General features: G+C 47.1%; 24 protein-coding genes. 5 read left to right on the top strand and 19 right to left on the bottom strand.

Annotated elements, in window-relative coordinates; translation table 11 throughout:
- The first annotated feature begins 41 nt into the window (after positions 1-41).
- A complete protein-coding gene (gene plsY, locus ACBP46_RS06310) occupies positions 42-671 on the top strand; it encodes a glycerol-3-phosphate 1-O-acyltransferase PlsY (RefSeq protein WP_371015887.1) in 630 nt (209 codons plus the stop codon).
- On the opposite strand, the gene tsaD is transcribed toward plsY, so the two are convergent.
- Complete coding sequence (gene tsaD, locus ACBP46_RS06315) at positions 668-1702, bottom strand: tRNA (adenosine(37)-N6)-threonylcarbamoyltransferase complex transferase subunit TsaD (RefSeq protein WP_371015888.1); 1035 nt, start codon at positions 1700-1702, stop codon at positions 668-670. The genes plsY and tsaD overlap by 4 nt on opposite strands.
- Positions 1703-1795: 93 nt before the next feature.
- Here tsaD and ACBP46_RS06320 point away from each other — a divergent pair, with 93 nt between their 5' ends.
- Positions 1796-3088 (top strand): NCS2 family permease, encoded by a 1293-nt coding sequence (locus tag ACBP46_RS06320; RefSeq protein ID WP_371015889.1) that lies wholly within the window; start codon positions 1796-1798, stop codon positions 3086-3088.
- 101 nt (positions 3089-3189) lie between these two features.
- On the top strand, positions 3190-3561 hold the full coding sequence (gene trxA / locus ACBP46_RS06325; protein WP_371015890.1) for a thioredoxin: 372 nt from the start codon (positions 3190-3192) through the stop codon (positions 3559-3561).
- A 165-nt stretch (positions 3562-3726) separates the two neighbouring features.
- On the opposite strand, the gene ACBP46_RS06330 is transcribed toward trxA, so the two are convergent.
- From ACBP46_RS06330 to ACBP46_RS06355, 6 genes are all read right to left on the bottom strand, one after another.
- Positions 3727-5082 (bottom strand): alanine/glycine:cation symporter family protein, encoded by a 1356-nt coding sequence (locus ACBP46_RS06330; RefSeq protein WP_371015891.1) that lies wholly within the window; start codon positions 5080-5082, stop codon positions 3727-3729.
- A 94-nt stretch (positions 5083-5176) separates the two neighbouring features.
- Complete coding sequence (locus tag ACBP46_RS06335) at positions 5177-5785, bottom strand: IMPACT family protein (protein ID WP_371015892.1); 609 nt, start codon at positions 5783-5785, stop codon at positions 5177-5179.
- A 6-nt stretch (positions 5786-5791) separates the two neighbouring features.
- Positions 5792-7396: an ABC-F family ATPase gene (locus tag ACBP46_RS06340; protein ID WP_371015893.1), complete on the bottom strand. Its 1605-nt coding sequence runs from the start codon at positions 7394-7396 to the stop codon at positions 5792-5794.
- Positions 7397-7442: 46 nt separating this feature from the next.
- Positions 7443-8378, bottom strand: a complete 936-nt coding sequence (locus tag ACBP46_RS06345) for an LD-carboxypeptidase (protein ID WP_371015894.1) — start codon at positions 8376-8378, stop codon at positions 7443-7445.
- On the bottom strand, positions 8375-8869 hold the full coding sequence (gene tadA, locus ACBP46_RS06350; protein WP_371015895.1) for a tRNA adenosine(34) deaminase TadA: 495 nt from the start codon (positions 8867-8869) through the stop codon (positions 8375-8377). Before tadA ends, ACBP46_RS06345 begins: the two co-directional genes overlap by 4 nt.
- A gap of 90 nt (positions 8870-8959) precedes the next feature.
- Entirely contained in the window at positions 8960-9724 is a 765-nt protein-coding gene (locus ACBP46_RS06355) for an SIR2 family NAD-dependent protein deacylase (protein ID WP_371015896.1), read from the bottom strand.
- A gap of 68 nt (positions 9725-9792) precedes the next feature.
- Between ACBP46_RS06355 and crcB the strand changes: the two genes are divergently transcribed.
- Together crcB and ACBP46_RS06365 are read left to right on the top strand one after the other, a co-directional pair.
- Positions 9793-10176, top strand: a complete 384-nt coding sequence (gene crcB, locus ACBP46_RS06360; protein ID WP_371015897.1) for a fluoride efflux transporter CrcB — start codon at positions 9793-9795, stop codon at positions 10174-10176.
- 9 nt (positions 10177-10185) lie between these two features.
- Positions 10186-11175 carry a bile acid:sodium symporter family protein gene (locus ACBP46_RS06365; protein WP_371015898.1) on the top strand — a complete coding sequence of 330 codons (990 nt, stop codon included), beginning with the start codon at positions 10186-10188 and terminating at the stop codon, positions 11173-11175.
- 29 nt (positions 11176-11204) lie between these two features.
- Here ACBP46_RS06365 and ACBP46_RS06370 read toward each other — a convergent pair whose 3' ends face one another.
- The 12 genes from ACBP46_RS06370 to aroC all read right to left on the bottom strand — a co-directional run bounded on the left by ACBP46_RS06370 (position 11205) and on the right by aroC (position 23852).
- Complete coding sequence (locus tag ACBP46_RS06370) at positions 11205-12008, bottom strand: redoxin domain-containing protein (RefSeq protein ID WP_371015899.1); 804 nt, start codon at positions 12006-12008, stop codon at positions 11205-11207.
- 46 nt (positions 12009-12054) lie between these two features.
- Positions 12055-12699 carry a phosphoribosylanthranilate isomerase gene (locus tag ACBP46_RS06375; RefSeq protein WP_371015900.1) on the bottom strand — a complete coding sequence of 215 codons (645 nt, stop codon included), beginning with the start codon at positions 12697-12699 and terminating at the stop codon, positions 12055-12057.
- 65 nt (positions 12700-12764) lie between these two features.
- Positions 12765-14429 carry a TRAP transporter large permease gene (locus ACBP46_RS06380; RefSeq protein ID WP_371016057.1) on the bottom strand — a complete coding sequence of 555 codons (1665 nt, stop codon included), beginning with the start codon at positions 14427-14429 and terminating at the stop codon, positions 12765-12767.
- Positions 14429-15058, bottom strand: coding sequence for a TRAP transporter small permease subunit (locus ACBP46_RS06385; RefSeq protein ID WP_371016058.1), 630 nt, complete (start codon positions 15056-15058; stop codon positions 14429-14431). The genes ACBP46_RS06380 and ACBP46_RS06385 overlap by 1 nt, the downstream gene beginning before the upstream one ends.
- A 106-nt stretch (positions 15059-15164) precedes the next feature.
- The gene (gene truA, locus ACBP46_RS06390; RefSeq protein ID WP_371016059.1) at positions 15165-15968 is read right to left on the bottom strand and encodes a tRNA pseudouridine(38-40) synthase TruA; all 804 of its coding nucleotides are present in this window, start codon (positions 15966-15968) and stop codon (positions 15165-15167) included.
- An 18-nt stretch (positions 15969-15986) separates the two neighbouring features.
- Positions 15987-17411: a type IV pilus assembly protein FimV gene (locus tag ACBP46_RS06395; RefSeq protein WP_371015901.1), complete on the bottom strand. Its 1425-nt coding sequence runs from the start codon at positions 17409-17411 to the stop codon at positions 15987-15989.
- A 2-nt stretch (positions 17412-17413) separates the two neighbouring features.
- Entirely contained in the window at positions 17414-18535 is a 1122-nt protein-coding gene (gene asd, locus ACBP46_RS06400; protein ID WP_371015902.1) for an aspartate-semialdehyde dehydrogenase, read from the bottom strand.
- A 28-nt stretch (positions 18536-18563) separates the two neighbouring features.
- The gene (gene leuB, locus ACBP46_RS06405; RefSeq protein WP_371015903.1) at positions 18564-19637 is read right to left on the bottom strand and encodes a 3-isopropylmalate dehydrogenase; all 1074 of its coding nucleotides are present in this window, start codon (positions 19635-19637) and stop codon (positions 18564-18566) included.
- Positions 19638-19654: 17 nt separating this feature from the next.
- The gene (gene leuD, locus ACBP46_RS06410; RefSeq protein ID WP_371015904.1) at positions 19655-20305 is read right to left on the bottom strand and encodes a 3-isopropylmalate dehydratase small subunit; all 651 of its coding nucleotides are present in this window, start codon (positions 20303-20305) and stop codon (positions 19655-19657) included.
- A gap of 11 nt (positions 20306-20316) precedes the next feature.
- Positions 20317-21720 (bottom strand): 3-isopropylmalate dehydratase large subunit, encoded by a 1404-nt coding sequence (leuC, locus tag ACBP46_RS06415; RefSeq protein ID WP_371015905.1) that lies wholly within the window; start codon positions 21718-21720, stop codon positions 20317-20319.
- A 217-nt stretch (positions 21721-21937) separates the two neighbouring features.
- Positions 21938-22765: a M48 family metallopeptidase gene (locus ACBP46_RS06420; RefSeq protein ID WP_371015906.1), complete on the bottom strand. Its 828-nt coding sequence runs from the start codon at positions 22763-22765 to the stop codon at positions 21938-21940.
- A 10-nt stretch (positions 22766-22775) separates the two neighbouring features.
- A complete protein-coding gene (gene aroC / locus ACBP46_RS06425; RefSeq protein ID WP_371015907.1) occupies positions 22776-23852 on the bottom strand; it encodes a chorismate synthase in 1077 nt (358 codons plus the stop codon).
- Between the last annotated feature and the right edge of the window lie 11 nt (positions 23853-23863).

The raw sequence follows: 23863 nt of genomic DNA on the forward strand, positions 1-23863 counted from the left end.
GTAGAATCGCCACTCTTAGTCTTCTTTTTATGGGTCTAGTTATGCTCTGGTTAATTGCTTTACTTACTATAGGCTGCGCGTATGTGCTTGGGTCTTTGCCCTTTGCAGTAATTGTAAGTCGTTTAATGGGCCTAGCCGATCCACGAAGCTTTGGTTCGAACAACCCCGGCGCAACCAATGTATTGCGTAGTGGCAATAAAAAAGCGGCTGCTTTGACCTTGCTGGGCGATCTACTCAAGGGCACAGTCGCTGTTTGCTTGGCTAAATGGATCAGCGCCTACTTTGATATAAGCAGCGCAGTGGTAGCAGCCAGTGCAATAGCCGTGTTTCTTGGGCATGTTTTCCCATTTACTCTAGGCTTTAAAGGCGGCAAAGGGGTAGCTACCGCCATAGGAATATTAATTGCCCTGCAACCACTGCTTGCTTTGGCATGCGTATTAACTTGGTTAACCGTCGCCTATATTTTTAAGTATTCCTCTTTGGCTGCCATTGTGGCGGCTTTATTGGCACCCCTGTATTACTTTCTAGGAGCTAACGCTCTTTGGTCATTAGATAAACCCGAGGCCTTGGCTATTTGTGCATTAAGTGTGCTGTTGCTATGGCGTCATGCGGCAAACATACAGCGTCTACTGCTAGGCCAAGAAACACGTATTGGGCAAAAAAAGCGCTAAATGGCGACCTCTTCAAGGTCCCAGCGCGGACGCACTTTAAAGCTAGGGTCGATTTCAGGTTTCTGGATCCCTGCTTTAATACGCTGAGCCGCCGCAAAAGCAATCATGGCACCGTTATCCGTACACAAACTAACAGGTGGAAAATACACATGTGCCCCCAAACGCCGAGTTTCATTAAGCAAATGGTCGCGTAATCGCTGATTTGCCCCCACCCCCCCTGCGACCACCAGTCGTTTCAACCCACTTTGCTTTAAAGCACGCAACGATTTAATTGCAAGCACATCAACAATGGCTGCTTGAGTAGCAGCGGCTAAATCAGCCTGATCTTGATAACTAACACTACCCTGCTCTTTTTCTAGCTTGCGCAGTGCGGTCAGTACGGCTGTTTTAAGCCCACTAAAGCTAAAATCTAAATCCCCGCTATGAATCATTGGTCGTGGCAAAACAATACGTTCGGGATCGCCATCTTGTGCTAATGCAGCTAAAGCCGGGCCACCAGGGTAAGGCAACCCCAGTAATTTAGCGCTTTTATCAAAAGCTTCGCCCGCCGCATCGTCAAGAGTTTCACCAAGTAGCTTATACTGCCCTACACCATCTACTTGCATAATTTGTGTATGCCCACCTGAGACCAGCAAGGCCACAAATGGAAACGTAGGCGCAGGGTCGGCGAGCAAAGGAGACAGCAAATGCCCCTCAAGATGATGAATAGGAACAGTAGGGATGCCACGCGCCCAAGCCAATGCATTAGCAAAACTGGCTCCGACCAATAAAGCTCCATTTAACCCAGGACCAGCCGTATATGCTACAGCGTCTATATCATCCAGCGACATACCAGCCTCTTGTAGCACCTGCTGTGTCAGAGGTAAGACACGGCGAATGTGATCCCGCGAGGCCAACTCGGGCACCACACCACCAAACGCACGATGCATAGCGATTTGGCTATGCAAACCATGGGCAATCAGCCCTTGCTCGGTGCATACAATTGCAACCCCTGTCTCGTCACACGAGCTTTCGTATCCAAGTATCTTCATGTTGTTTCTACATTGTGCCATAGCGCTAAAGTGTATTTATGGCATAAAATTGCGTGGTTATTCATTTACGTTTATTTCTAAACAGGAAGCCTTATGTTTGAGCGTTTTTTTAAGCTTAACGAACATGGTACCAATGTTAAAACCGAGGTCATGGCGGGTATAACGACCTTTTTAACCATGTCCTACATTATCATTGTGAACCCCAATATTCTGGCCTCTACGGGCATGGATCACGGGGCTATTTTCGTAGCGACATGTTTAGCTGCCATCGTAGGTACGTTAATCATGGCCTTTGTAGCCAACTGGCCAATTGGTATGGCTCCTGGTATGGGCTTAAACGCCTTTTTTGCATTTACGGTCGTGGCCTCGTTGGGTGCGACCTGGCAAGTGGCACTGGGTGCCGTTTTCATTTCCGGCATTATCTTTTTAATTTTAACAGCCACAGGCATTCGTGGGTGGATTATTGCAGGCATCCCTCGCTCGTTGCGTGCCGCTATTGCAGCAGGTATTGGCTTGTTTTTAGCTATTATTGCCATGATGAATGCTGGCATTGTAGTCGAACACCCTGCTACCAAAATTGGTATTGGCGACTTAACCCAGCCCGCCGCGATTTTTGCTATTTTGGGTTTTTTCATTATTACAGCACTGGACGCTTTAAAGGTGCGTGGTGCTATTTTAATTGGTATTTTAGCCATTACCGCCTTATCTACGCTTACGGGCCATAATGAATACCTAGGCATTTTTTCTTTGCCCCCCAGCATTGCTCCTACCTTTTTGCAACTTGATATTGTGGGTGCTTTGCACATGGGTTTGGCTCATGTGATTTTAGTTTTAGTACTTGTTGAGGTTTTTGATGCAACGGGTACGATGCTTGGCGTGGCTAAACGCGCTCGACTTATCTCTGACACCAACACCGGACGTCTAGGTCGCGCTTTATTTGCCGATAGCACAGCTATTGTGGCTGGCTCATTAATTGGTACGAGCAGCACCACCGCTTATGTAGAGAGCGCCTCAGGCGTTCAAGCTGGGGGTCGCACCGGTCTTACGGCCCTAACCATTGCCGCGTGTTTTTTATTAGCTCTGCTCTTTGCTCCCTTAGCTAAAATGGTTCCTGCCTACGCTACAGCACCTGCTCTGCTCTATGTGGCAGGGTTAATGCTACGTGAGGTGGCTGAAATTGACTGGGACGACATGACCGAAGCCGCTCCTGCTGCTATTACTGCTATTACTATGCCATTCACCTATTCCATTGCGAATGGTTTGGCATTTGGTTTTATTAGTTATGTGGTCATTAAACTATTAACAGGTCAGTTCCGCTCTATCCACCCTGCCACAGCAATAGTGGCTATTTTGTTCATCATTAAATACGCGTTTTATCCCGATTAAGCCTGTATTTATTTATAAAACACGGTACACTGTCTGTAGGTAGACATCTATACACAAAAAGGCGGCCTTATCAGCCGCCTTTTCATATTCAAGGAAGAATTATGAGCACCGTTGATCTTACTCAAGACACCTTCCAAGCCGCTGTTGAAGGCGATAAAACGTTAATTATCGATTTCTGGGCCCCTTGGTGCGGTCCTTGCCAACAATTTGCCCCTACTTACGAAGCCGCCGCCGCTAAACACAGCGATATCGTCTTTGCCAAAGTAAACACCGAAGAGGAAGAGGAACTCGCCGCTGCTATGCGTATTCGTTCTATTCCTACCATTATGGTGTTCCGTGAACGCGTTTTGCTATTCCAACACTCCGGTGCTTTAGCCGAGTCTCAGCTTGAAGAGCTAATCGAACAAGTTAAAGCCGTCAATATGGAAGAAGTTCACGCTGAAATTGCAGCTCAGCAAAACAACCAAGCCTAAGCATCTACATATAGCATAGGCCCAAAGCCCAGTCCTAAACTGGGCTTTTTTACGCCTATACATCCTCTGACCTCAAAAAAACAAAAACCCCAAAAAGGTTGGATCGGTGTCCAACTTCTTGGGGCCAGTTCAAAAAACAGGGCTTTTAAGTATCAGACAAAGTTTTTATTTATGTAGCGCAGGCTTTGCAAAATAGATTTTTGCTAACTTAAAGACCACTGGGCTTAATAACAACAAAGCAATTAAGTTAGGAATAGCCATTAACGCATTCAACGTATCTGCTACTAACCATAAGCTACCTAAATCTATGCCAGGCCACGTACCGATCGGGATCACCACCACCCAAATTAAACGGAACGGAAAATTAGAGCGCTCACCAAATAAAAATTGAGCACATTTTTCGCTGTAAAAACTCCAGCCGATAATTGTGGTAAATGCAAATAAGGCAACACCGATGCTCACTATATAACGTCCGGTTGGCCCTAAACCCTGAGAAAAAGCATGGGCAGACAAGGTCGCGCCATTTTCCCCACTTTGCCATGCGCCCGTCACCACAATTACTAAGGCAGTAATCGTGCAAACCACAATAGTATCTAAAAAAGTGCCCAACATAGCTACGGTGCCCTGACGAATTGGACTATCTGTCTGAGCCGTAGCGTGAGCTATAGGCGCACTACCTAAGCCAGCTTCATTAGAAAAAATACCGCGCGCCACGCCAAAACGAATGGCAGCCCATACCGTAGCCCCAGCAAAGCCCCCCGCTGCAGCGGTAGGATTAAACGCATGATAAAAAATAAGCGAAATCGCTTGGGGAATGCGATCAATATGTAGAGCCAAAACTAATAAACCGCCCCCTACATAAAACACAGCCATTAAAGGCACCAGCTTGCCCGCTACCTCTCCAATGCGTTTAATACCACCCAACAGCACCATGCCCACAAGCAAAGCAATAATAACCCCAGTCAATAAAGGTGGCACACTAAAGGCGGACTGCATCACATCTGCTACTGAATGGGCTTGAATACTATTGCCAATACCAAAGCCTGCCAACATACCAAAAACAGCAAAGATCACTCCTAACCATTTCCAGTTAGCACCTAAGCCATTGCGAATGTAATACATAGGGCCACCCACATAATGACCATTCGCATCTACTTCGCGAAAATGTACAGCAAGAGTGGCTTCACAGAATTTGGTTGCCATCCCTATCAGAGCAATTAACCACATCCAAAAAATGGCGCCTGGGCCACCATAGAATATAGCTGTTGCCACCCCTGCAATATTTCCAGTACCAATAGTGGCCGATAAAGCCGTCATTAAGGCATTAAAAGGACTGATGTCTCCTTTTTCTGTGCTACTGCGACCTTGCCAAAGCATCTTAAACCCATAGCCAAGCTTACGCTGTGGTATGAATCGTAAGCCTAAGGTTAAGAACACTCCAGTACCAGCTAACAAAAGCAGCATGAGAGGCCCCCATGCGATAGCATTAATTGCATTAATCCACTCTATTATTTTTTCCATTCCGGACCCTTTGAGCTTATAAAAAAAGATCACTTTACAGTGATCTTAAATAAAACGACAAGCCTTAATAGAGAAATCATCACGTTTTGCAGTCTTAAAGCGACTGGCTATCTGTTTTTTCCAAAGTTGACCAAAACCCCTGGCCCCGCGTCCAGTTGGAAAACCCTTCTTCAAAGGCCTGAACTTGATCTAAGGGTAAAGCCAACGTCCATTCCACTCCTGTTGCGCCAAAGACCTCGGTTAGCACTTGGGCTTGATATTGGCTAAAGCGTGATCGCACTAAGTCGCTATCGCTGTAGTCACAGGAGCACTGCACCGTTTGCAAGGGCACAATAGGACTTTTGGGCGCTAAACGCAAACAGGAGGCCGCCACGCCACCATACGCCCGCATCAAGCCTCCTGTGCCTAGTTTCACACCACCAAACCAGCGGATTACTAATACCACGACACGATCGCAGTCTTGGCCCTCGATGGCTTGTAGCATGGGCCGACCAGCGGTCCCCCCTGGCTCTCCATCATCATTAAAGCGGTATTCATCACCTAGCTTGTATGCCCAACAATTATGTGTGGCATCGGGTACGCTATGTGCCTGCAAAAAATCCATCGCTTCCTCTGCACTATTAACTGGTGCGGCCAAAGCCAAAAAACGACTTTTTTTGATGTCTTCTTCGTAGTGATAAATACCGTTTAATTGATAAAGCATAATAATTTAAGCGTGCTGACTATCGCGATAAGCTAAATAATCGTCATAAGAACCCACATAGTCGACAAGCTTACCATCTGGGAATATTTCAATAATACGTCCGGCTACCCCCGAAACAAACTCGCGGTCATGGGAAACAAACACTAAGGTACCGGGATATTTCTCGAGTGCAATTTGCAGCGATTCGATGGACTCCATATCTAAGTGGTTGGTGGGTTCGTCCATTAATAAGACATTATTACGTGTCAACATCAAGCGACCAAAGCTTAAACGGTTTTTTTCACCCCCTGACAACACAGGTACGGATTTCTTGATGTCATCATTAGAAAACAATAAACGGCCTAGTACAGAACGCAATGCTTGATCATCGTCGCCTGGCTGACGATGCTCTAAAAGCCAATCAAACAAATTAACGTCTTGCTCAAACTGCTCAGACACATCCTGCGCCATGTAGCCTACATCCGCATTTTCGGCCCAAGTCACCTTGCCTGCATCGGCAGCCAAGTCGCCATACAGCAAACGCAATAGTGTGGTTTTACCTACCCCATTTGCACCCACAATAGCAATGCGCTCACCGGCCTCTACAGTGAGATTCAAATTATGAATAATAGGACGATCAAACTGCTTGCTAAGCGCCTCGGTGCTTACGGCTAAACGATGTAAAGGCTTGCTTTGCTCGAACCGAATATATGGGTTTTGGCGTGAGGAAGGTTTTACCTCTACGGTCTCTGCTTTTATGCGATCAATTTGTTTAATACGCGAGGTTGCCTGACGTGCTTTGGACTTATTAGCAGAGAATCGACGTACAAAGTCTTGAAGCTCGCCAATGCGCTCTTTGGCTTTAGCGTTGGCCTGCGTTAAACGCTCTCGAGCTTGGGCTGAAGCGAGCATGTAATCGTCGTAGTTACCTGGGTACACACGTAGCTCGCCATAATCCAAATCAGCCATATGCGTACACACTTGATTTAAAAAATGACGGTCATGACTAATGATAATCATGGTGCTATCGTAAGAGTTCAAAACGTCTTCAAGCCAACGAATGGTATTAATATCCAAGTTGTTGGTGGGTTCATCAAGCAACAACACATCGGGATTAGAAAACAACGCTTGCGCTAACAACACACGCAGTTTCCAACCTGGGGCTAACTCACTCATTAAGAGCTGATGTTGCTCGGTGGGGATTTCCAGACCCAACAGTAGCTCACCTGCACGCGACTGTGCTGTATAGCCATCGTACTCAGCAAACACCCCTTCTAGATCTGCTGCACGCATGTAGTCTTCTTCGGTGGCCTCTAGGTTGGCATAAATGGCATCACGCTCTGTCATAGCTTGCCACATTTCAGTATGGCCCATCATGACCACATCCAACACTGTGTTGTCTTCAAACGCAAACTGATCTTGACGCAGTTTGCCTAGTCTTAGACCTGGATCTAGGGTGACGCTGCCAGAAGAAGGCTCTAGGTCGCCCCCAATAATTTTCATTAGCGTCGATTTACCGGAACCATTAGCACCGATCAACCCGTATCGGTTGCCGCCGCCAAACTTCGCGTTCACATTTTCAAATAAGGGTTTTGGACCAAACTGAATGGTCAAATTGGATGTAGTAATCACAACAAAGCGTCTTTCAAAATTAATTAAACCACTCAAAGCCAACGCTTTAGTGATGTTCTTCAATAACCAAATAAGCCATATCGCTTTCAGTGGCTATACCTATTTTTTTGCCAATGGGCAAGGTCACTTTGACTTGGGTGTGCCCATACGGCAACCCATGCACCACAGGCACCTTAACGGTGTGCCGCAACCACGCGATCACTTGGTTTAAATCGAAACCATTGTCTCGCGGTGTTAATTGATATTCCGTAAAATGCCCCAACACAATAGCCTGCTGACGTTGCAGCACCCCCGCTTGCCAAAGCTGCATCAGCATACGCTCTATGCGATAAGGGTGCTCGCCCACGTCCTCTAAAAACAAAATGCCTTGATCAATATGAGGAAAATACGGTGTGCCCAATAGGGAGCACAGCATTGCTAAATTGCCCCCCCACAGCACGCCCCGCGCATCAACCGCATCAGAGCCTTCTGACTCAAAACTAAGTATTTCCAGCTGATCGGTCATGGATTCATGGAATAAATCCAATGTGAGATCATCCGGCTCAGACACACCAAAGTCAAATGCTGCACACGGGCCGGCATAACTAATAGCACCCGTTTGAGCTAATAAGGCATTGTTAAACGCAGTAAAATCACTGTGTCCAACAAAACGCTTGTGACTCTCTGCCACAGCGCGCCAATTGATAGCAGGCAGTAAACGGCTAAGACCATAACCGCCGCGGCTGGATAAAATCACTTGATGGGGTTGCTCTAACGCACGATGAATTGCATTAAGGCGCTGTTCGTCGGTGCCTGCAAAACGTTGAAATCGTGCTAACGCATCAGGGTCCAAGTCTACCGTCCAACCCAAAGCACGTAAATGATGCTGTGCTAGCTCAAGCTGCTCTGCTTTTTCAACCGCATTGGATGAGGAAATAATATAAATACCATGGGGCTCGTGCCTGCAATGGGCATCGCAAGCATGGTGTGACGTCATTGTCATAATTCACGCTTTTTTTGTTTGGCGAGCAAACGTCGCTCTTTGAAAAAATCTCGCAAGAGTTGAGAGGCCTGATCTTGTAATAGGCCGGCTTGCACCAGAGTTTGATGATTTAATGTAGGGTGCTCGTGCAGACATAGTACGCTGCCACATGCCCCTGTTTTAGGATCGGGTGCCGCATACACCACACGCTCGACTCGAGCATGCAATAGTGCCCCAAAACACATCAGGCAAGGCTCTAGAGTGACAAACAACTGGCTACCAGGTAGTCGGTAATTGGAGGCTAAAGCAGTGGCTTGACGCAATGCAACCACCTCGGCATGTTGAGTAGGATCCGAGCGCGTAATAACTTGATTATAGCCTTGACCTAGAAGTTGACCGTCTGCATCGACCAACACGGCCCCGACAGGCACCTCGCCCTGCTGCCAAGCTACATCGGCTAATTGTAGCGCTAGTTGCATAGCCTGAATATCAGAGGCAGAAAATTCACTCATCCTACTGCTGTCCTTCTGTGGATCTCTGCCACACTGCGCAGCAAAAACACAAATCTATACCTAAACCGGTAATTATAACGAAGCTTGATGCTACTCGGTAGTTTTACTAAAGCCCAACGCTTGTACTAGGTACGGCAAGGCGGTGGCAGCAGACTGACGTATATTATAATCGCTGACCTCATCAATAGCACTTTCGTGCGGGTTAATTTGTATCACTTGCGCCCCTTTCTCTTTAGCCCAATAAGGAATTAATGCCGCAGGCTGCACCACCCCCGATGTGCCTACTGCAATCACTAAATCACAATTTTCTGCCGCATAAATAGCCGCACGCAAATCGGCTTCTATTAGGGGCTCACCAAACCAAACCACCCCTGGCCGCACCATACCCTGACAGAGCGTACAAGCCGGAGGCGATAAACGGCTTCCTTCTGTAGCAGGCGTTGCCGTCGGATAAAGAGGATGAGGCGTTTTACAATCGATGCAATACGCTGTATGCAAATTACCATGCATATGAATTACGTTGTAGCTACCCGCACGCTCGTGTAAGTTGTCCACATTTTGTGTCACTATAGTTAATGGGTAATGCGCCTGCCACTGTGCAATAGCAATATGCCCTGCATTGGGTGGCGCTAATTCCACACGAGCCCGACGCCACTCATACCAGCCCCAAACCAACTCAGGGTCTTTGGTAAATGCCTCGGCAGTTGCCAGCTCTTTGGGGTCATACTGTTGCCATAAACCGACTAAATCATCCCTAAATGTAGGGATACCACTTTCGGCTGACATACCCGCACCACTAAATACCACAATTCGACGTGCTTGTTTAATCGTACTAATAATGGGTTCACTAATCATGCTGATTCTCGTTATGATGTAAGCTATTTAGGTATTACACATTTAAACAATAACAATAAGGGGGCAGGTTGCTAAATAGTGGCGTTCTTTTTGTCGCTCTAGGCGGAGCATGTGGTGCCGTTCTACGTTGGTTTATAGGCCTTAGCCTAAATCACCTTTCGCCCGTCTTAGCCATTGGCACCCTCACAGCAAACCTCGTGGGTGCTTTTTTAATGGGCTTAATTGTGGGCGCGCTGCATAAAGCCATTGCCGTATCACCTGCTTTGCAACTATTCATCATGACGGGATTTCTAGGTGGGCTTACCACCTTTTCGTCATTTACCTCTGAAAGCTTCACTTTGCTACATCAGGGCCAATATTTCTATTTTTTCCTTCATTTACTACTACATTTAGTAGGTAGTTTGTTGTGTTTTAGCCTTGGTTGGTTCATTTTTAAATCTTTTAGCTCATAGGTTTCCACGATGTATGCCAAATTACGTCTTATTTTTGATAACTTCACGCTTATTTTAATAGGCGTAGTCATTGCTGCGACGGTGCTTCCCGCCGAAGGCAGCGGGGCCGTTTTTTTTGAGTGGCTGACCCGCTTTGCCATTGCATTACTTTTCTTTATGCACGGTGCCAAATTATCTCGTGAAGCCATTATTGCGGGTATGACGCACTGGCGCTTACATATTTTGGTTTTTGGTTTTACGTTTATTATTTTCCCATTAATTGGATGGCTCTCTAAGCCTTTGCTTATTCCATTATTGGGCGTGCCTTTGACTATAGGTATGCTGTATTTATGTGCGCTACCTGGCACAGTGCAATCTGCTATTGCTTTTACCTCTATCGCCAAGGGTAATATTCCAGCAGCCGTTTGTAGCGCCTCGGCTTCTAGCATTATCGGTATTGTAGCCACACCAGTGATTCTTAATATTATGCTAGATGCCAACGCCGGCACAGCAGGTATGGTCGATGCCATTATTGATATTAGCTTGCAGTTACTTTTACCTTTTGTAGTGGGTCATCTTTCCCGTCCGTTAACGGCCAATTTTATTACTCGCAACTCCAGCTGGTTAAAAAACGTAGACCAAAGCTCCATTTTATTAGTGGTGTACACCGCTTTTAGCTCCTCAGTCGTTAGCGGCCTATGGTCAGAGGTACCACCCAATGCGCTATTGGCTTTATTTGTGGTGTGTATGGTGTTGTTGCTTATTGTGCTATGGTTGACTCGTTTTTTAGCTCAGCGCCTAGGTTTTAATCGCGCTGATGAAATCACCATTATCTTTTGTGCTTCAAAGAAAAGCTTAGCCACTGGTGTGCCTATGGCCCAAGTCTTATTTAGTGGTGCTATGTTGGGGCCCGTCTTACTGCCTATTATGGTTTTCCATCAAATTCAATTGATGGCCTGTGCCATGATCGCAAACCAATATGCTCTTAAAGCATCCGATACCGAACCCTCATATAGTTAATTTTTAGCCCTCGTATGAGGGCTTTTTCATTAACGCAAACGCTTTAAATACGCGGCTAGACTTGCTTGAGACAACTCGCCCATACGCACATCTACTACGTGACCTTGGGTAGTAATGAATAAGGTAGTAGGTAAGGCACGCCCTTGTATGCTGTGCAATAAGGTGGAGCTAATATCGCTTAGCACATGTTCTAGCTCAAGGTTTTGCGATTGTAAAAACTGTTCAATCACTTGCACGCTTTCCCCTTGATTCACAAAAACAAAATGTAAATCCGGGTTTTGCTTTTGTGCTTCTGCCATAACAGGCATTTCAGCACGGCATGGTGGACACCAGCTCGCCCATAAATTAAGCACCATGGGTTTATCGCTAAACTCTGCTAGGCTGACTAGCTGCCCTTGAAGCTGGGTAAGCGCTAGCTCGCTTGTATTTATTTGTTGTGGCGCAGGAAAAAAATGGGCAGCTAAACTAGCAGTAAGCACACTAAACACAAGACTAAAGCCAACTAGCTGTGCCATAGCACGACGTTGTGGTTTGTGTTTATATGCTTGATAAATTAATGCAATAAACAGCACGCTCAGGGCAGCAACCAAGTGAAAGCCTCCGTCTTGGATGCCAACTACCCCCCAGAGGTTGTACTTATAGTCATGCCAATACTGCGCCACAAAAACGGCTCTGCCCACCACCAATGCAGCCAGTACCATCCACCATAGGCGACGCTCTAGGTCAAGCTGATAACGCTTATCCAAATACGCGGCAAGCACAAACATAAAGATAGCGCTTAAAAAACCAACAGCCACCGTAGTGGAAAGCGCTAACGGCCCTATGCTGATCATCGTCTCACCTTTTTTATTATTAAAAGTAATAAGACTAGCGTAACCGTTAGAAGTTCAACGCTTGCATTAGTTGCTGCATTTTAGCGGCATTTTTAATACCTGGGCTGTCTTCGATAGCGCTACTAACGTCTATAGCATAGGGATGAACCTGTGTAATTAACTGAGCAAGACGATCTGGCGCGACGCCGCCTGCCAAAACCATTTCAGGGTCATCTGCAGTACGATGGGCTACTACTTGCTCTAAGAGTCTCAAATCAAACTGCGTACCGCTGCCACCGTAGGCGGGTGAAAAACTGTCAAATAGCCAAGCCTGGGCGGTATCATAAAGACGACACTGCCTAAGGACCTGCTCTGCCGTTTCCAAGCCTGGCGCACCCACACGAAAAGCACGAATATACGGGTGTTGGAACGATTCACAATAAGCCCGACTTTCCTCGCCATGAAACTGCAACAGATCTGGTTTCATTATTTGAATAACTTGCTCTACAAAAGCAGGGCTTGCGTTCACAAACAGAGCCACACTTTGCACAAAAGCGGGTATCTGAGAACGCAAATGAGCCGCTTGCGCAATGGAAACATAACGCTTACTTTTTTGATAGAACACAAAGCCCAAGGCATCAGCCCCGGCTTGCACGGCCGCTTTAATGTCTTGGGAACGGGTAAAGCCACACATCTTTACTCGAGTACGCATAGTCACCTCTATGAACAATTAAAAACAGGCTGGGATACCAGCCTGTTTAGCATCAGACAGCCATGTTATTGGAATGGATTACTGTCACCATATCCATAACCATCATCCCCATACATACTTTCTGTGCCGAACTGCACTTCGGATGGATCAATTTGGCTTTCTGCTGCTTTGTAATGCGTGACCATTTGGGGGAATGCCAAGACGGCAGCAACCATAATTAGCTGAATCACAATAAAAGGTACCGAGCCCCAATAGATATCCCCTGTAGTGACCCGACGGATAGGCTTGCCTGTTACGTGATCCACGTAGTCTTCTTTAGCCGCTACTGAGCGTAAGAAGAACAAGGCAAAACCAAACGGTGGGTGCATGAACGAAGTCTGCATATTGACCGCTAACAATACCCCAAACCAAATCAGATCAATTCCCATTTTATCGGCAACTGGCCCAAGCAATGGCACGATAATAAATGCTAGCTCGAAGAAATCCAAAAAGAACGCTAGGACAAAGGTCAAAATACTGACAGCAATCAGAAAACCGAGCTCCCCACCTGGTAAATCAATAAGCAGGCTTTCCACCCATAAGTCGCCATTAATGCCACGGAAACTTAAACTAAATATCGTTGAGCCCACCAAAATAAAGACCACAAAACACGATAAACGCGTAGTGGAGCTCATGGCTTGTTTGAGTTGAGTAAAAGAGAGTCTACGGCGTGAGACTGCCATAATAATAGCGCCCACAGCCCCCATCGCCCCGCCCTCTGTAGGAGTAGCCACCCCGATAAAAATTGTGCCTAGTACCAAGAAAATAAGGAACAGTGGTGGAATCATCACAAACGTAACGCGCTCGGCAATTTTAGAAAGCAAACCAAGCTTAAACGCTTTATTTACCAAGGCAACAAATAAAGCAACCCCACCCCAAATCAGAAGACCTATGACAATTAATTCGTCGATGGGCGCACTAAGATGGGTTTCAAAATAGTACTCTGTTCCAAAAAATGCCATTAGCGCGGCTATTAGGGTAAGGACCACTAAAGACTTCAGGCCACGGCTGCCATCGGGCTCTACATATATTCTGGCCTCGGGAGGCAAAGCCGGCGCACTTTTGGGTTTAAGAATGGAAAGTATGACTACGTAACCAATATAGGCCAACGTCAAAACCAAACCCGGCACAATTGCACCACGATACATATCACCTATAGATCGCCCTAGCTGATCGGCCAAAATAATAAGCACAATGGAAGGCGGAATAATCTGTGACAAAGTGCCGGATGCTGCAATCACACCGGTTGCTAGGCGGCGGTCATAGCCATAACGCAGCATAATGGGCAAAGAAATTAACCCCATGGATATCACAGAAGCAGAAATAACCCCTGTGGTCGCAGCTAACATGGCACCCACAAATACCACCGCAATGGCTAAGCCCCCACGAACTGGGCCAAATAACTGACCAATAGTATCAAGTAAGTCCTCGGCCATGCCCGAACGCTCGAGAATTAAACCCATGAGCGTAAAAAACGGAACGGCAAGCAAGGTATCGTTAGCGACAATACCGAAAATGCGTTGGGGCAATGCTTGGAACAAGGCCGGTTGCATGAGGTTTAACTCGATGGCAACCAAACCATACAAAATACCTGTAGCAGCTAAGGTAAAAGCCACCGGAAAACCTAAAAGCAAAAAGACAATTAGGTTAAAGAACATAATTGGTGCCAAATTAGCAATAATGAAATCCATCATGCGTCTCCTTGTTGAGCACGCTGACGGTTTTGCTCTAGTGTTTCTTCCGCAATTATCATCATTTCCTCGGTGCTACTGCCCTCTGTTTTTTGTAATGCATCTGCATCCGACAAAGGATCGTTACAGCGCCCCATTAAAAAACCCACACTTCGAATTAAGTGGGAAATACCCGCTAAAATTAATAAGCCAAAACCCACAGGGATTAATAACTTTACAGGCCAACGGATTAAGCCCCCTGTGTTCGATGACTGCTCAAGCAATACATACGATTTATAAAAATAAGGCAGAGAAAGCCAAAACACCAAACCACAAGCAGGCAATAGAAAAAGAACCACACCTATAATTTCTATGTATATCTGGGTTTTACGACTGAAACGCTGTGCCAATACATCGACCCGCACATGTTCATTGCGCAAAAATGTATAACCCGCCGCCAGCAGAAAAATGGCACCGAATAAATACCACTGCAGCTCTAGCCAAGCATTAGAGCTAACACTGAATACTTTACGAACCACTGCATTGACCGCACTCACGACCACTACGATGAGCGTGAGCCAAGCCACAGCCCCACCGACCGTTTTATTAAGCCGGTCTATCCATGAAGATATTTTCAATAAAAAAGACATAAGCATTTATGTAACTAAAGGGGATTCGTAATAGATAGATGTCACGCGCACCGAGGCACAACTATACTACAGGCACAAACCTGTGAAATTGTGAAACAGATTCACGTTAAAAGCCATTCCAATTTATACCTAGATGACGTAGCGCTAGCTCGGCAGAGCTTGAGCTAGGCAAAGCAAACTCCTGATCATAATCCACACCGGCCAGATACAGACCATCAGCAGCAAAAGTAGGTGCCGCCCGTTTACGGTCTTTATGCAGCAAAAGCTCATCAACCCAAGTAGAAGGCTGCCGCCCCATTCCTATATAGACCAATGCCCCCATTACATTACGGATCATGTGATGTAAAAAAGCATTGGCCTCGAACTCGAATACAAACCACGGTGCATGGTGATGAATAACTAACTGCATTAAGGTGCGAACAGGACTTGCGGCTTGGCATTCTGCTGAACGAAAAGCGCTAAAATCATGCGTACCCAATAAGCGTTGTGCTGCGTCTTGCATTGCTGCGTAATCCAGCGGCTGAAAAACCCAACCCACACGTTGGTGCACTAGAGGCGAACGCACACGCTCATTACGTAACACATACACGTATCGTCGTCGTTGCGCCGAAAAGCGCGCATGAAAATGATTAGGAACGGTTTGCGCCCACTGCACAGAGATACTGGCTGGTAATAAGGCATTCAACCCACGTACCCACGATTCAGGCGCACGCTTTGCATGAGTATCCAGATGCACCACCTGGTTTAAGGCGTGAACCCCTGCATCAGTACGACCAGCACAAATAGTACTAAGCGGATGCGCTAAAAACTGCTGTAAAGCTTTTTCAATTTGATCTTGTACGGTGCGACCAGATGGTTGGGTTTGCCAACCGTGCCACATTGAGCCGTCATAACAAAGACCCAAGGCCATGCGTTGAACTGCTACCACTTATTTTATTTCCCTAAACTCAACGTCATCCGGATGAGGTACGTCACTTTCTGTATTTTTATCGAGTTTTTCACGCATGCGCACGGTGCTAGGAGAGAGCTCATCCACCACATCTAACCGACTTGTATTGGAACGACGTAAAAACCAAGCAATAGCTAGGGCAACCAATACCAATAAAGCAATAGCGGCTACCCACATAGAAGATAACCAGCCTGAAGCGGCTTGGGCTGCAGTGGTTTCACCATCGACAGGACTAGCCTGCGCCGAACCCGTTTGTGCTGCACTTGTGTCTGCCGCACTTGGGTCTGCTGCACTTGTGTCTGCTGGCAAGGTGGAAGCAGAGGTATCAACCTCTGTAGAGGCCACTTGTGATGTATCTGTTGCGGTAGTAGTTGGTGTGGGTTCTTTTTTGACAGACGGCTCCGAATCGGTAGCACTTTCAAGTAGGGCTAAACGCTCGGCGTTATACGCTAATTCTTGGGCTGTAGCCGCTTTCTGATCGGCTTGGATGGTCTTGGCATCATCCGTGGCTAGTTGCAAACGGTCCGTTTGGCTTTCTGGCGCGGATACCTCGGAAACCACAGGCGCTGACTGCCCCGCTGTCATCATGGGCTCAACCGGCAAACCTTGAGCTAAACGCTGGCGATAATCATCAAACCACTGCAGATGCGTTTGGTAAAGCTGATTTGCTTTCTGTGGAGATACTGCGGCGATCTGCTGAGCATCTGGAATATTTAAGGTGGCCCCCGCCCGTAATAAATTTAAATTGCCATGTATAAAAGCACGAGGGTTGGCCTCGAGCACAGCCACCATGAACTGCTGCTCAGAATAGGCGTTAGAACGATAATGACGCGCAATACGTGACAAGCTTTGACCTGAGCGTACGCTATAGGTGGACTCAGTAGAGGCAGTCGTGTTTGACGCTTCTGATACGGAAGCAGTTGTAGTTACAGCAGTAGATGGGCTTGGTGTTACAGAAGCAGCACGTGCTTGCGCCAAAGCCACTGGTGTTGGCTGAGGTGCCTGTAATACGCTGACTTGATGACGCTGTGTGGAAACATCGCTTTGAATATCGACAAGCACATCAATAACAGTGGCTGTAGTGCTTTGAGAGGACTCCAAAAACAGCTGCACAGTATTTGGCTGTGATGCTGTTACGGTTTTTACTCTAAAAGTAGATAGATCTACAGGTGCGGACAGACCCGCTTCGTGCCAAGCAGCGCTTGGTGCAATACGCGCTGTGAGACTGGCCTGTTCGGCTGGGCTAACGTCTTTAATTAAAACAGAAAGACGCAATGGCTGATGCGGTAAAGAGATCACTCGTGAGTGACCTAATACCGCAGCCTGCGTGCTAAGTGCACATAACACTGCCGCCGCACCTGCACTCCAGTAAATAGCCCATGTTGGGCGACAGTGTGTGGGCATGGTTAGAGCTCCCCTAAGACAATACGCAACATGCGACGTAATGGCTCAGCAGCCCCCCATAATAGTTGATCCCCTACAGTAAAAGCACTGAGGTAATCGTCACCCATAGCAAGTTTACGCATACGACCCACAGGGATATCCATGGTGCCAGAAACAGCAACAGGCGTGAGTTCGTGCATGGTACGCTCACGTTCGTTAGGAATCACTTTAGCCCACGCTGAACCTTGAGCGACCATGTCATGGATCTCGTCAAGTGGGATAGCTTTAGTTAGTTTAATGGTCAGGGCTTGGCTATGAGAGCGCATTGCACCGATACGTACACATAAGCCATCTATGGGCACATAGTTATCCGCATTGTGGCCTAATACCTTGTTGGTTTCTACGCCGCCTTTCCATTCTTCGCGTGACATGCCATTGCCTAGATCGGAATCAATCCAAGGAATTAAGTTACCGCCTAATGGCACCCCAAAATGTTGACGCTCTAGCGCATCATCACGTTGCTTTGCCAATACCAAACGATCAATATCCAAAATAGCGGCGGCCGGATCTGCAAGCAATGAATTAACAGACTGATTTAACTCGCCGTATTGATTTAACAGCTCGCGCATGTGTTGGGCCCCACCACCAGAAGCCGCTTGGTAGGTCATGGAGGTCATCCACTCCACTGCGTTGTGTTTAAAAAGACCGCCTAAACCCATTAACATACAGCTAACGGTACAGTTTCCGCCGACATATTGTTTTATGCCTTTGGCTAGACCGGCGTCGATCACATCACGATTGATAGGGTCTAAGACAATAATAGAGCTGTCGTCCATACGTAATGTACTGGCCGCATCAATCCAAATACCATCCCAACCCGCTTCGCGCAATTTCCCATAGACCTCGGTGGTGTAATCGCCACCCTGAGCAGTAAGAATAATCGGTAGCTTTTTAAGGCTTTCAATATCGTATGCATTTTGTAATGGCCCAGCGCCTTCGGCCCACTCAGGGGCATTGCCGCCGGCATTACTCGTAGAAAAGAAAACGGGCTCGAATAACGAAAAATCATTTTCTTCGCGCATACGCTGCATGAGCACAGAGCCCACCATGCCGCGCCAACCGATTAAACCTACTGCTTTTTTCATGAAAAATCACCTAAACAAATAAAATGCTTTAGCCTAATGCACGCAGAACAGCGTCACCCATCTGGGACGTACCCACCACCTGTGTACCCGCACTTTGGATATCGGCGGTACGTAAGCCTTGCTCTAGAACTGCAGCGACGGCGCGCTCGATCTGTTGTGCCTGATCTTCTCTGTTAAGAGAGTAACGTAATAACATAGCAGCAGAAAGAATTGTCGCCAAGGGGTTTGCCTTGTTTTGGCCTGCAATATCAGGGGCTGAGCCATGGCTAGGCTCGTATAAGCCTTGGTTCGATGCGTTGAGTGATGCTGAAGGCAACATACCGATAGAGCCGGTAAGCATCGCGGCCTCGTCTGACAAAATATCACCAAAGATATTTCCTGTCACAATCACATCGAACTCTTTAGGCGCACGTACGAGCTGCATCGCTGCATTATCCACATACATATGACTTAATTCTACATCAGGATAGTCTTTAGCGACGTCAATAACGACATCACGCCATAATTGTGAGGTTTCTAAAACGTTTGCCTTGTCCACACTACATAGCTTTTTATTACGTTTTTGGGCGGCTTCAAACGCAACACGGGCAATACGGCGAATTTCTGTTTCAGCATAAAGCATGGTGTCAAACCCTTGTTTGTCACCAGCAAATGGCCCATTTTCTACGGTGCGAATACCACGCGGCTGACCAAAGTAAATATCACCCGTTAATTCACGAATAATTAAAATATCTAAGCCCGCAACAATTTCTGGTTTTAGACTAGATGCGTCAGCAAGCTGTGGGTACAAAATTGCAGGACGGAAATTCGCAAACAAACCCATGGCTTTACGCAAGCCTAAAATGGCTTGCTCGGGACGTAGCTCGCGCGGCAATGCATCGTATTTCCAGTCGCCTACTGCACCAAAAAGAATCGCAGCAGACTGTTGAGCTAACTCTAGCGTTTGCGCAGGTAAAGGGTGACCGTGCAAATCATAGGCTGCCCCCCCCACAGGAGCCTCGACCAATGTTAAATCGGGTGCCACCGCACTTAATACGCGTGCGGCTTGGGTGGTGATTTCCTGTCCGATGCCATCGCCTGGCAATACAGCAATTTGTGTCATGAGATTTCCTTTATTATTTACGCTAAGGCATCTGCTACTAGCCAAGGATGGCGAGCTAAACGCTCAGCTTCAAACTGTTTGATGAGGTCTGCTTTTTGTAAAGTATGACCAATTTCATCTAAGCCTTTGAGCAATGAATTTTTACGCGAAGCGTCGATCTCAAAGTGGAACTCCTCGCCAGAAGGGCTAATCACAACCTGCCGCTCTAAGTCAATACGTAGCTCGTACCCAGGAAACGCTTTGACCTCATCAAATAAACGGGCCACCTCTAGCTCAGTTAACACAATAGGCAGCAAGCCATTTTTGAAACTGTTATTAAAGAAAATGTCCGCAAAAGAAGGAGCAATAATAGCTCTGAAGCCGTACTGCAACAAGGCCCAAGGCGCGTGTTCGCGACTGGAGCCACAACCAAAGTTTTTACGTGCTAAAAGCACGGATGCCCCCTGATAGCGTGGCTGATTTAATACGAAGTCTGGGTTTTTAGGACGTGATTCGTTGTCCATGCCCGGTTCGCCGTGGTCCAAATAACGCAACTCATCAAATAAATTAGGACCAAAGCCTGTGCGTTTGATGGATTTTAAAAACTGTTTAGGAATAATTAAATCCGTGTCGACGTTTTCCCGATCTAAAGGAGTGACTAAACCCGTATGTGTAGTAAATGCTTGCATCGTATTTCCTTTTAGTTGTAGTTACGTACGTCAACAAAATGACCTGCGATGGCTGCTGCCGCTGCCATGGCTGGGCTAACTAAATGGGTACGGCCACCCATACCTTGACGCCCTTCAAAGTTGCGGTTAGATGTAGCCGCACAGCGTTCACCAGCCTCTAAACGGTCAGCATTCATCGCCAAACACATAGAACACCCTGGCTCACGCCATTCAAAACCAGCCTCAATAAAGATTTTATCTAGGCCCTCGCGCTCTGCCTGGAGTTTAACTAGGCCTGAACCCGGCACAATCATGGCTTGCTTGACATTGGACGCCACTTTGCGGCCTCTGGCAACGTGGGCGGCTTCACGTAAGTCTTCAATACGAGCATTAGTACAGGAGCCAATGAATACTTTGTCAATACGCACATCAGTAATAGGCTGTTTAGGATTCAACCCCATGTACTCAAGGGCACGAATCATGCCATCACGCTTTACACTGTCTTTTTCTTGATCAGGATCCGGAATGGACTGGGTGACATTTAGCACCATCTCGGGCGATGTACCCCAAGTGACTTGTGGTGCAATATCAGCGGCATTCAGTTCAATGACTCGGTCAAACTGTGCATCGGCATCCGAGTGCAACGTACTCCAATACTCTACTGCTTGATCCCACAGTATTCCTGTAGGGGCATAAGGACGTCCGCGGAAATAATCAATGGTTTTTTTATCCACGGCAACTAAGCCTGATCGTGCGCCGGCCTCGATAGCCATATTACATACTGTCATGCGGCCTTCCATACTGAGCTCACTGATAGCGTCACCAGCAAACTCAATCGCATAGCCTGTACCGCCAGCTGTTCCAATTTGACCGATTACGTACAGAATTAAATCTTTAGCAGTACAGCCAAACGGCAACTTACCATTAACCTTGACTAACATGTTTTTGCTTTTTTTCATGAGCAAGGTTTGAGTAGCCAATGCATGCTCGACCTCTGAGGTACCAATACCAAAGGCTAAAGCGCCTACCGCCCCGTGAGTGCTAGTATGCGAGTCGCCACACACTACAGTCATGCCTGGCAAGGTTGCACCTTGTTCGGGACCAATAATATGAACAATGCCTTGACGTTGGTCGTTCATATCAAACAAAGTAATCCCAAACTTTTTACAGTTTTTCTCTAAGGTGTCCACCTGCAGTTTAGAAATGGGATCAGCAATACCGTCTACCCGTGAAGTGGTTGGCACATTATGATCTGCTACCGCTAAGTTTGCACTGATGCGCCATGGTTTACGTCCTGCTAATTCTAACCCCTCGAAAGCCTGAGGGCTGGTGACCTCGTGCAATAGCTGACGGTCAATATAGATTAAACAGGTGCCATCGTCTTCACGGTGCACAACATGTGAATCAAACAATTTGTCATACAGGGTTTTAGCCATCTGAGCCTCGCCTAAAAGAATGAATCCGTTTTATTTATTATGCCAAGCTTCTAAGCCGGTACAAGCCCAATAGATATACTGGTATAAAAAGTAATAGGATATTAATTTTAAGAGGGATGCCGGCCTGATTCCAAGTTGTTATCGTTTAGCTAGTCCAGATAGACTAAGAGCGGCTTTAGCCGCTCTTAAAAGGGGATTCGAATCGTGAACCACACGTTTAACGACGTCGATTTTGTTCGTATAAAGGCAGAACACGCTCAGCGGCTACTTGTAGCTCATTAATACGACTCGCAGGCGAAGGATGCGTAGACAAAAACTCAGGGGTACCACCACCGCCTAATGCACTCATTTTTTGCCATAGACTGACGGCTGCGCGCGGATCGTAACCGGCTCGAGCAGCTAGTTCGACCCCTAGCAAATCGGCCTCGGTTTCATGAGTACGGCTATTGGGCAAATTAAACATCACATCAGTTAGCGTTCCCCCCAAATCCCCGGCGGCAGAGTTGCCAGTAACAGCAGTTAAGATGGATAGCCCTAGACCCGTGACCATTTGCTGGGACATTTGCTCTCGGGCATGTTCACGCAAAGCATGCGCCATTTCATGACCAATAACAGCAGCTAACTCGTCATCGGTGGCTTGAGTTTGCTTAATTAAACCCGAGTACACTGCCATTTTGCCCCCAGGCATACACCACGCATTCACCTCATTACTGTTGATGACATGAATTTCCCAATTCCACTGCTGGGCATCAGGCCTAAACGTACCAACCTGTTGGATTAGACGCTGCGCAATAGTCCGTACGCGTTGAGTTTGAGCTGCATCCACATCCAGTGCTTTTTGTGCACGCGCTTGCCCTATCATTTGTGAGTATTGCTGCAAAGCCGTTTGGTTTAACTCGGCCTCAGACACCAAACCCGACATGTATTGTTTACGCTGGATACCGACCGTGCCAGAGCTAGTGGTATCCAGTGCCGTGCAGGCCACTAGTAAACTACTCACACCAACACCAGCCGCTATTTTTATTTTATGAAGCAAGGGACGCATAGTTCTTTCCTTAACGATTTAAACCACTATCACCGCATTGACCACGTTGACGCAATAATTGGTCCATAATCACAATAGCTAATAGACTTTCCGCAATAGGCGTAGCACGTATACCCACGCATGGGTCATGACGCCCCAAGGTTTGCACCTCGACAGCTTCATTATTTATGTTTACCGAGGGACGCTTGATGCGAATGCTAGAGGTAGGCTTAATAGCCAAAGAAACCTCGATGTTTTGCCCGGTGGTAATCCCGCCTAAAATACCCCCAGCATGATTGGTTGCAAAACCCTCTGGGTAAATGGCATCGCCGTGTTCGGAGCCACGCTGCGATACGGACTCAAAACCCGCACCAATTTCAACCCCTTTCACTGCATTAAGGCCCATCATGGCATAGGCAATTTCTGCATCCATACGCCCATACACCGGCTCGCCTAAGCCAGTGGGTACATTTTCCGCTATGACTTCAATACGGGCTCCGATGGAATCACCGTCTTTGCGTAACGCATCCATATAGGCTTCAAGCTCTGGCACCACAGCGGCATTTGGCGCATAGAACGCGTTTTGGCTTACCTCGTCCCAAGACTGGAAAGGGATAACAATAGGACCTAATTGACTCATGTAGCCTCGGATACGCACTTGAAAATACTGAGCCAACCACTTTTTAGCAATAGCTCCGGCCGCTACAGTAGGTGCAGTAAGGCGTGCCGATGAGCGCCCCCCACCACGTGGATCGCGAATGCCATACTTTTTCCAATACGCATAATCGGCGTGCCCAGGTCTAAAGGTTTCAAGAATATTGCCATAGTCTTTACTGCGCGCATCGGTATTGCGAATCAATAAACTAATAGGGGCACCTGTGGTTTTACCTTCGTAAACCCCTGACAGTATTTCAACCCGATCGGCCTCTTGGCGTTGGGTTACATGACGTGAAGTACCAGGCCGACGTCGATCGAGTTCGTATTGAATATCGGCCTCTGAGAGCTCTAACCCTGGAGGGCACCCATCAACCACTGCGCCTATCGCAGGCCCATGCGATTCCCCGAAGTTTGTAACGCGAAACAAAGTACCTAAAGTGTTGGCCGCCATAACAAATTAAA

Source organism: Paenalcaligenes hominis (assembly GCF_041359055.1).
GTDB classification, from domain to species: Bacteria; Pseudomonadota; Gammaproteobacteria; order Burkholderiales; family Burkholderiaceae_B; genus Paenalcaligenes; species Paenalcaligenes hominis_A.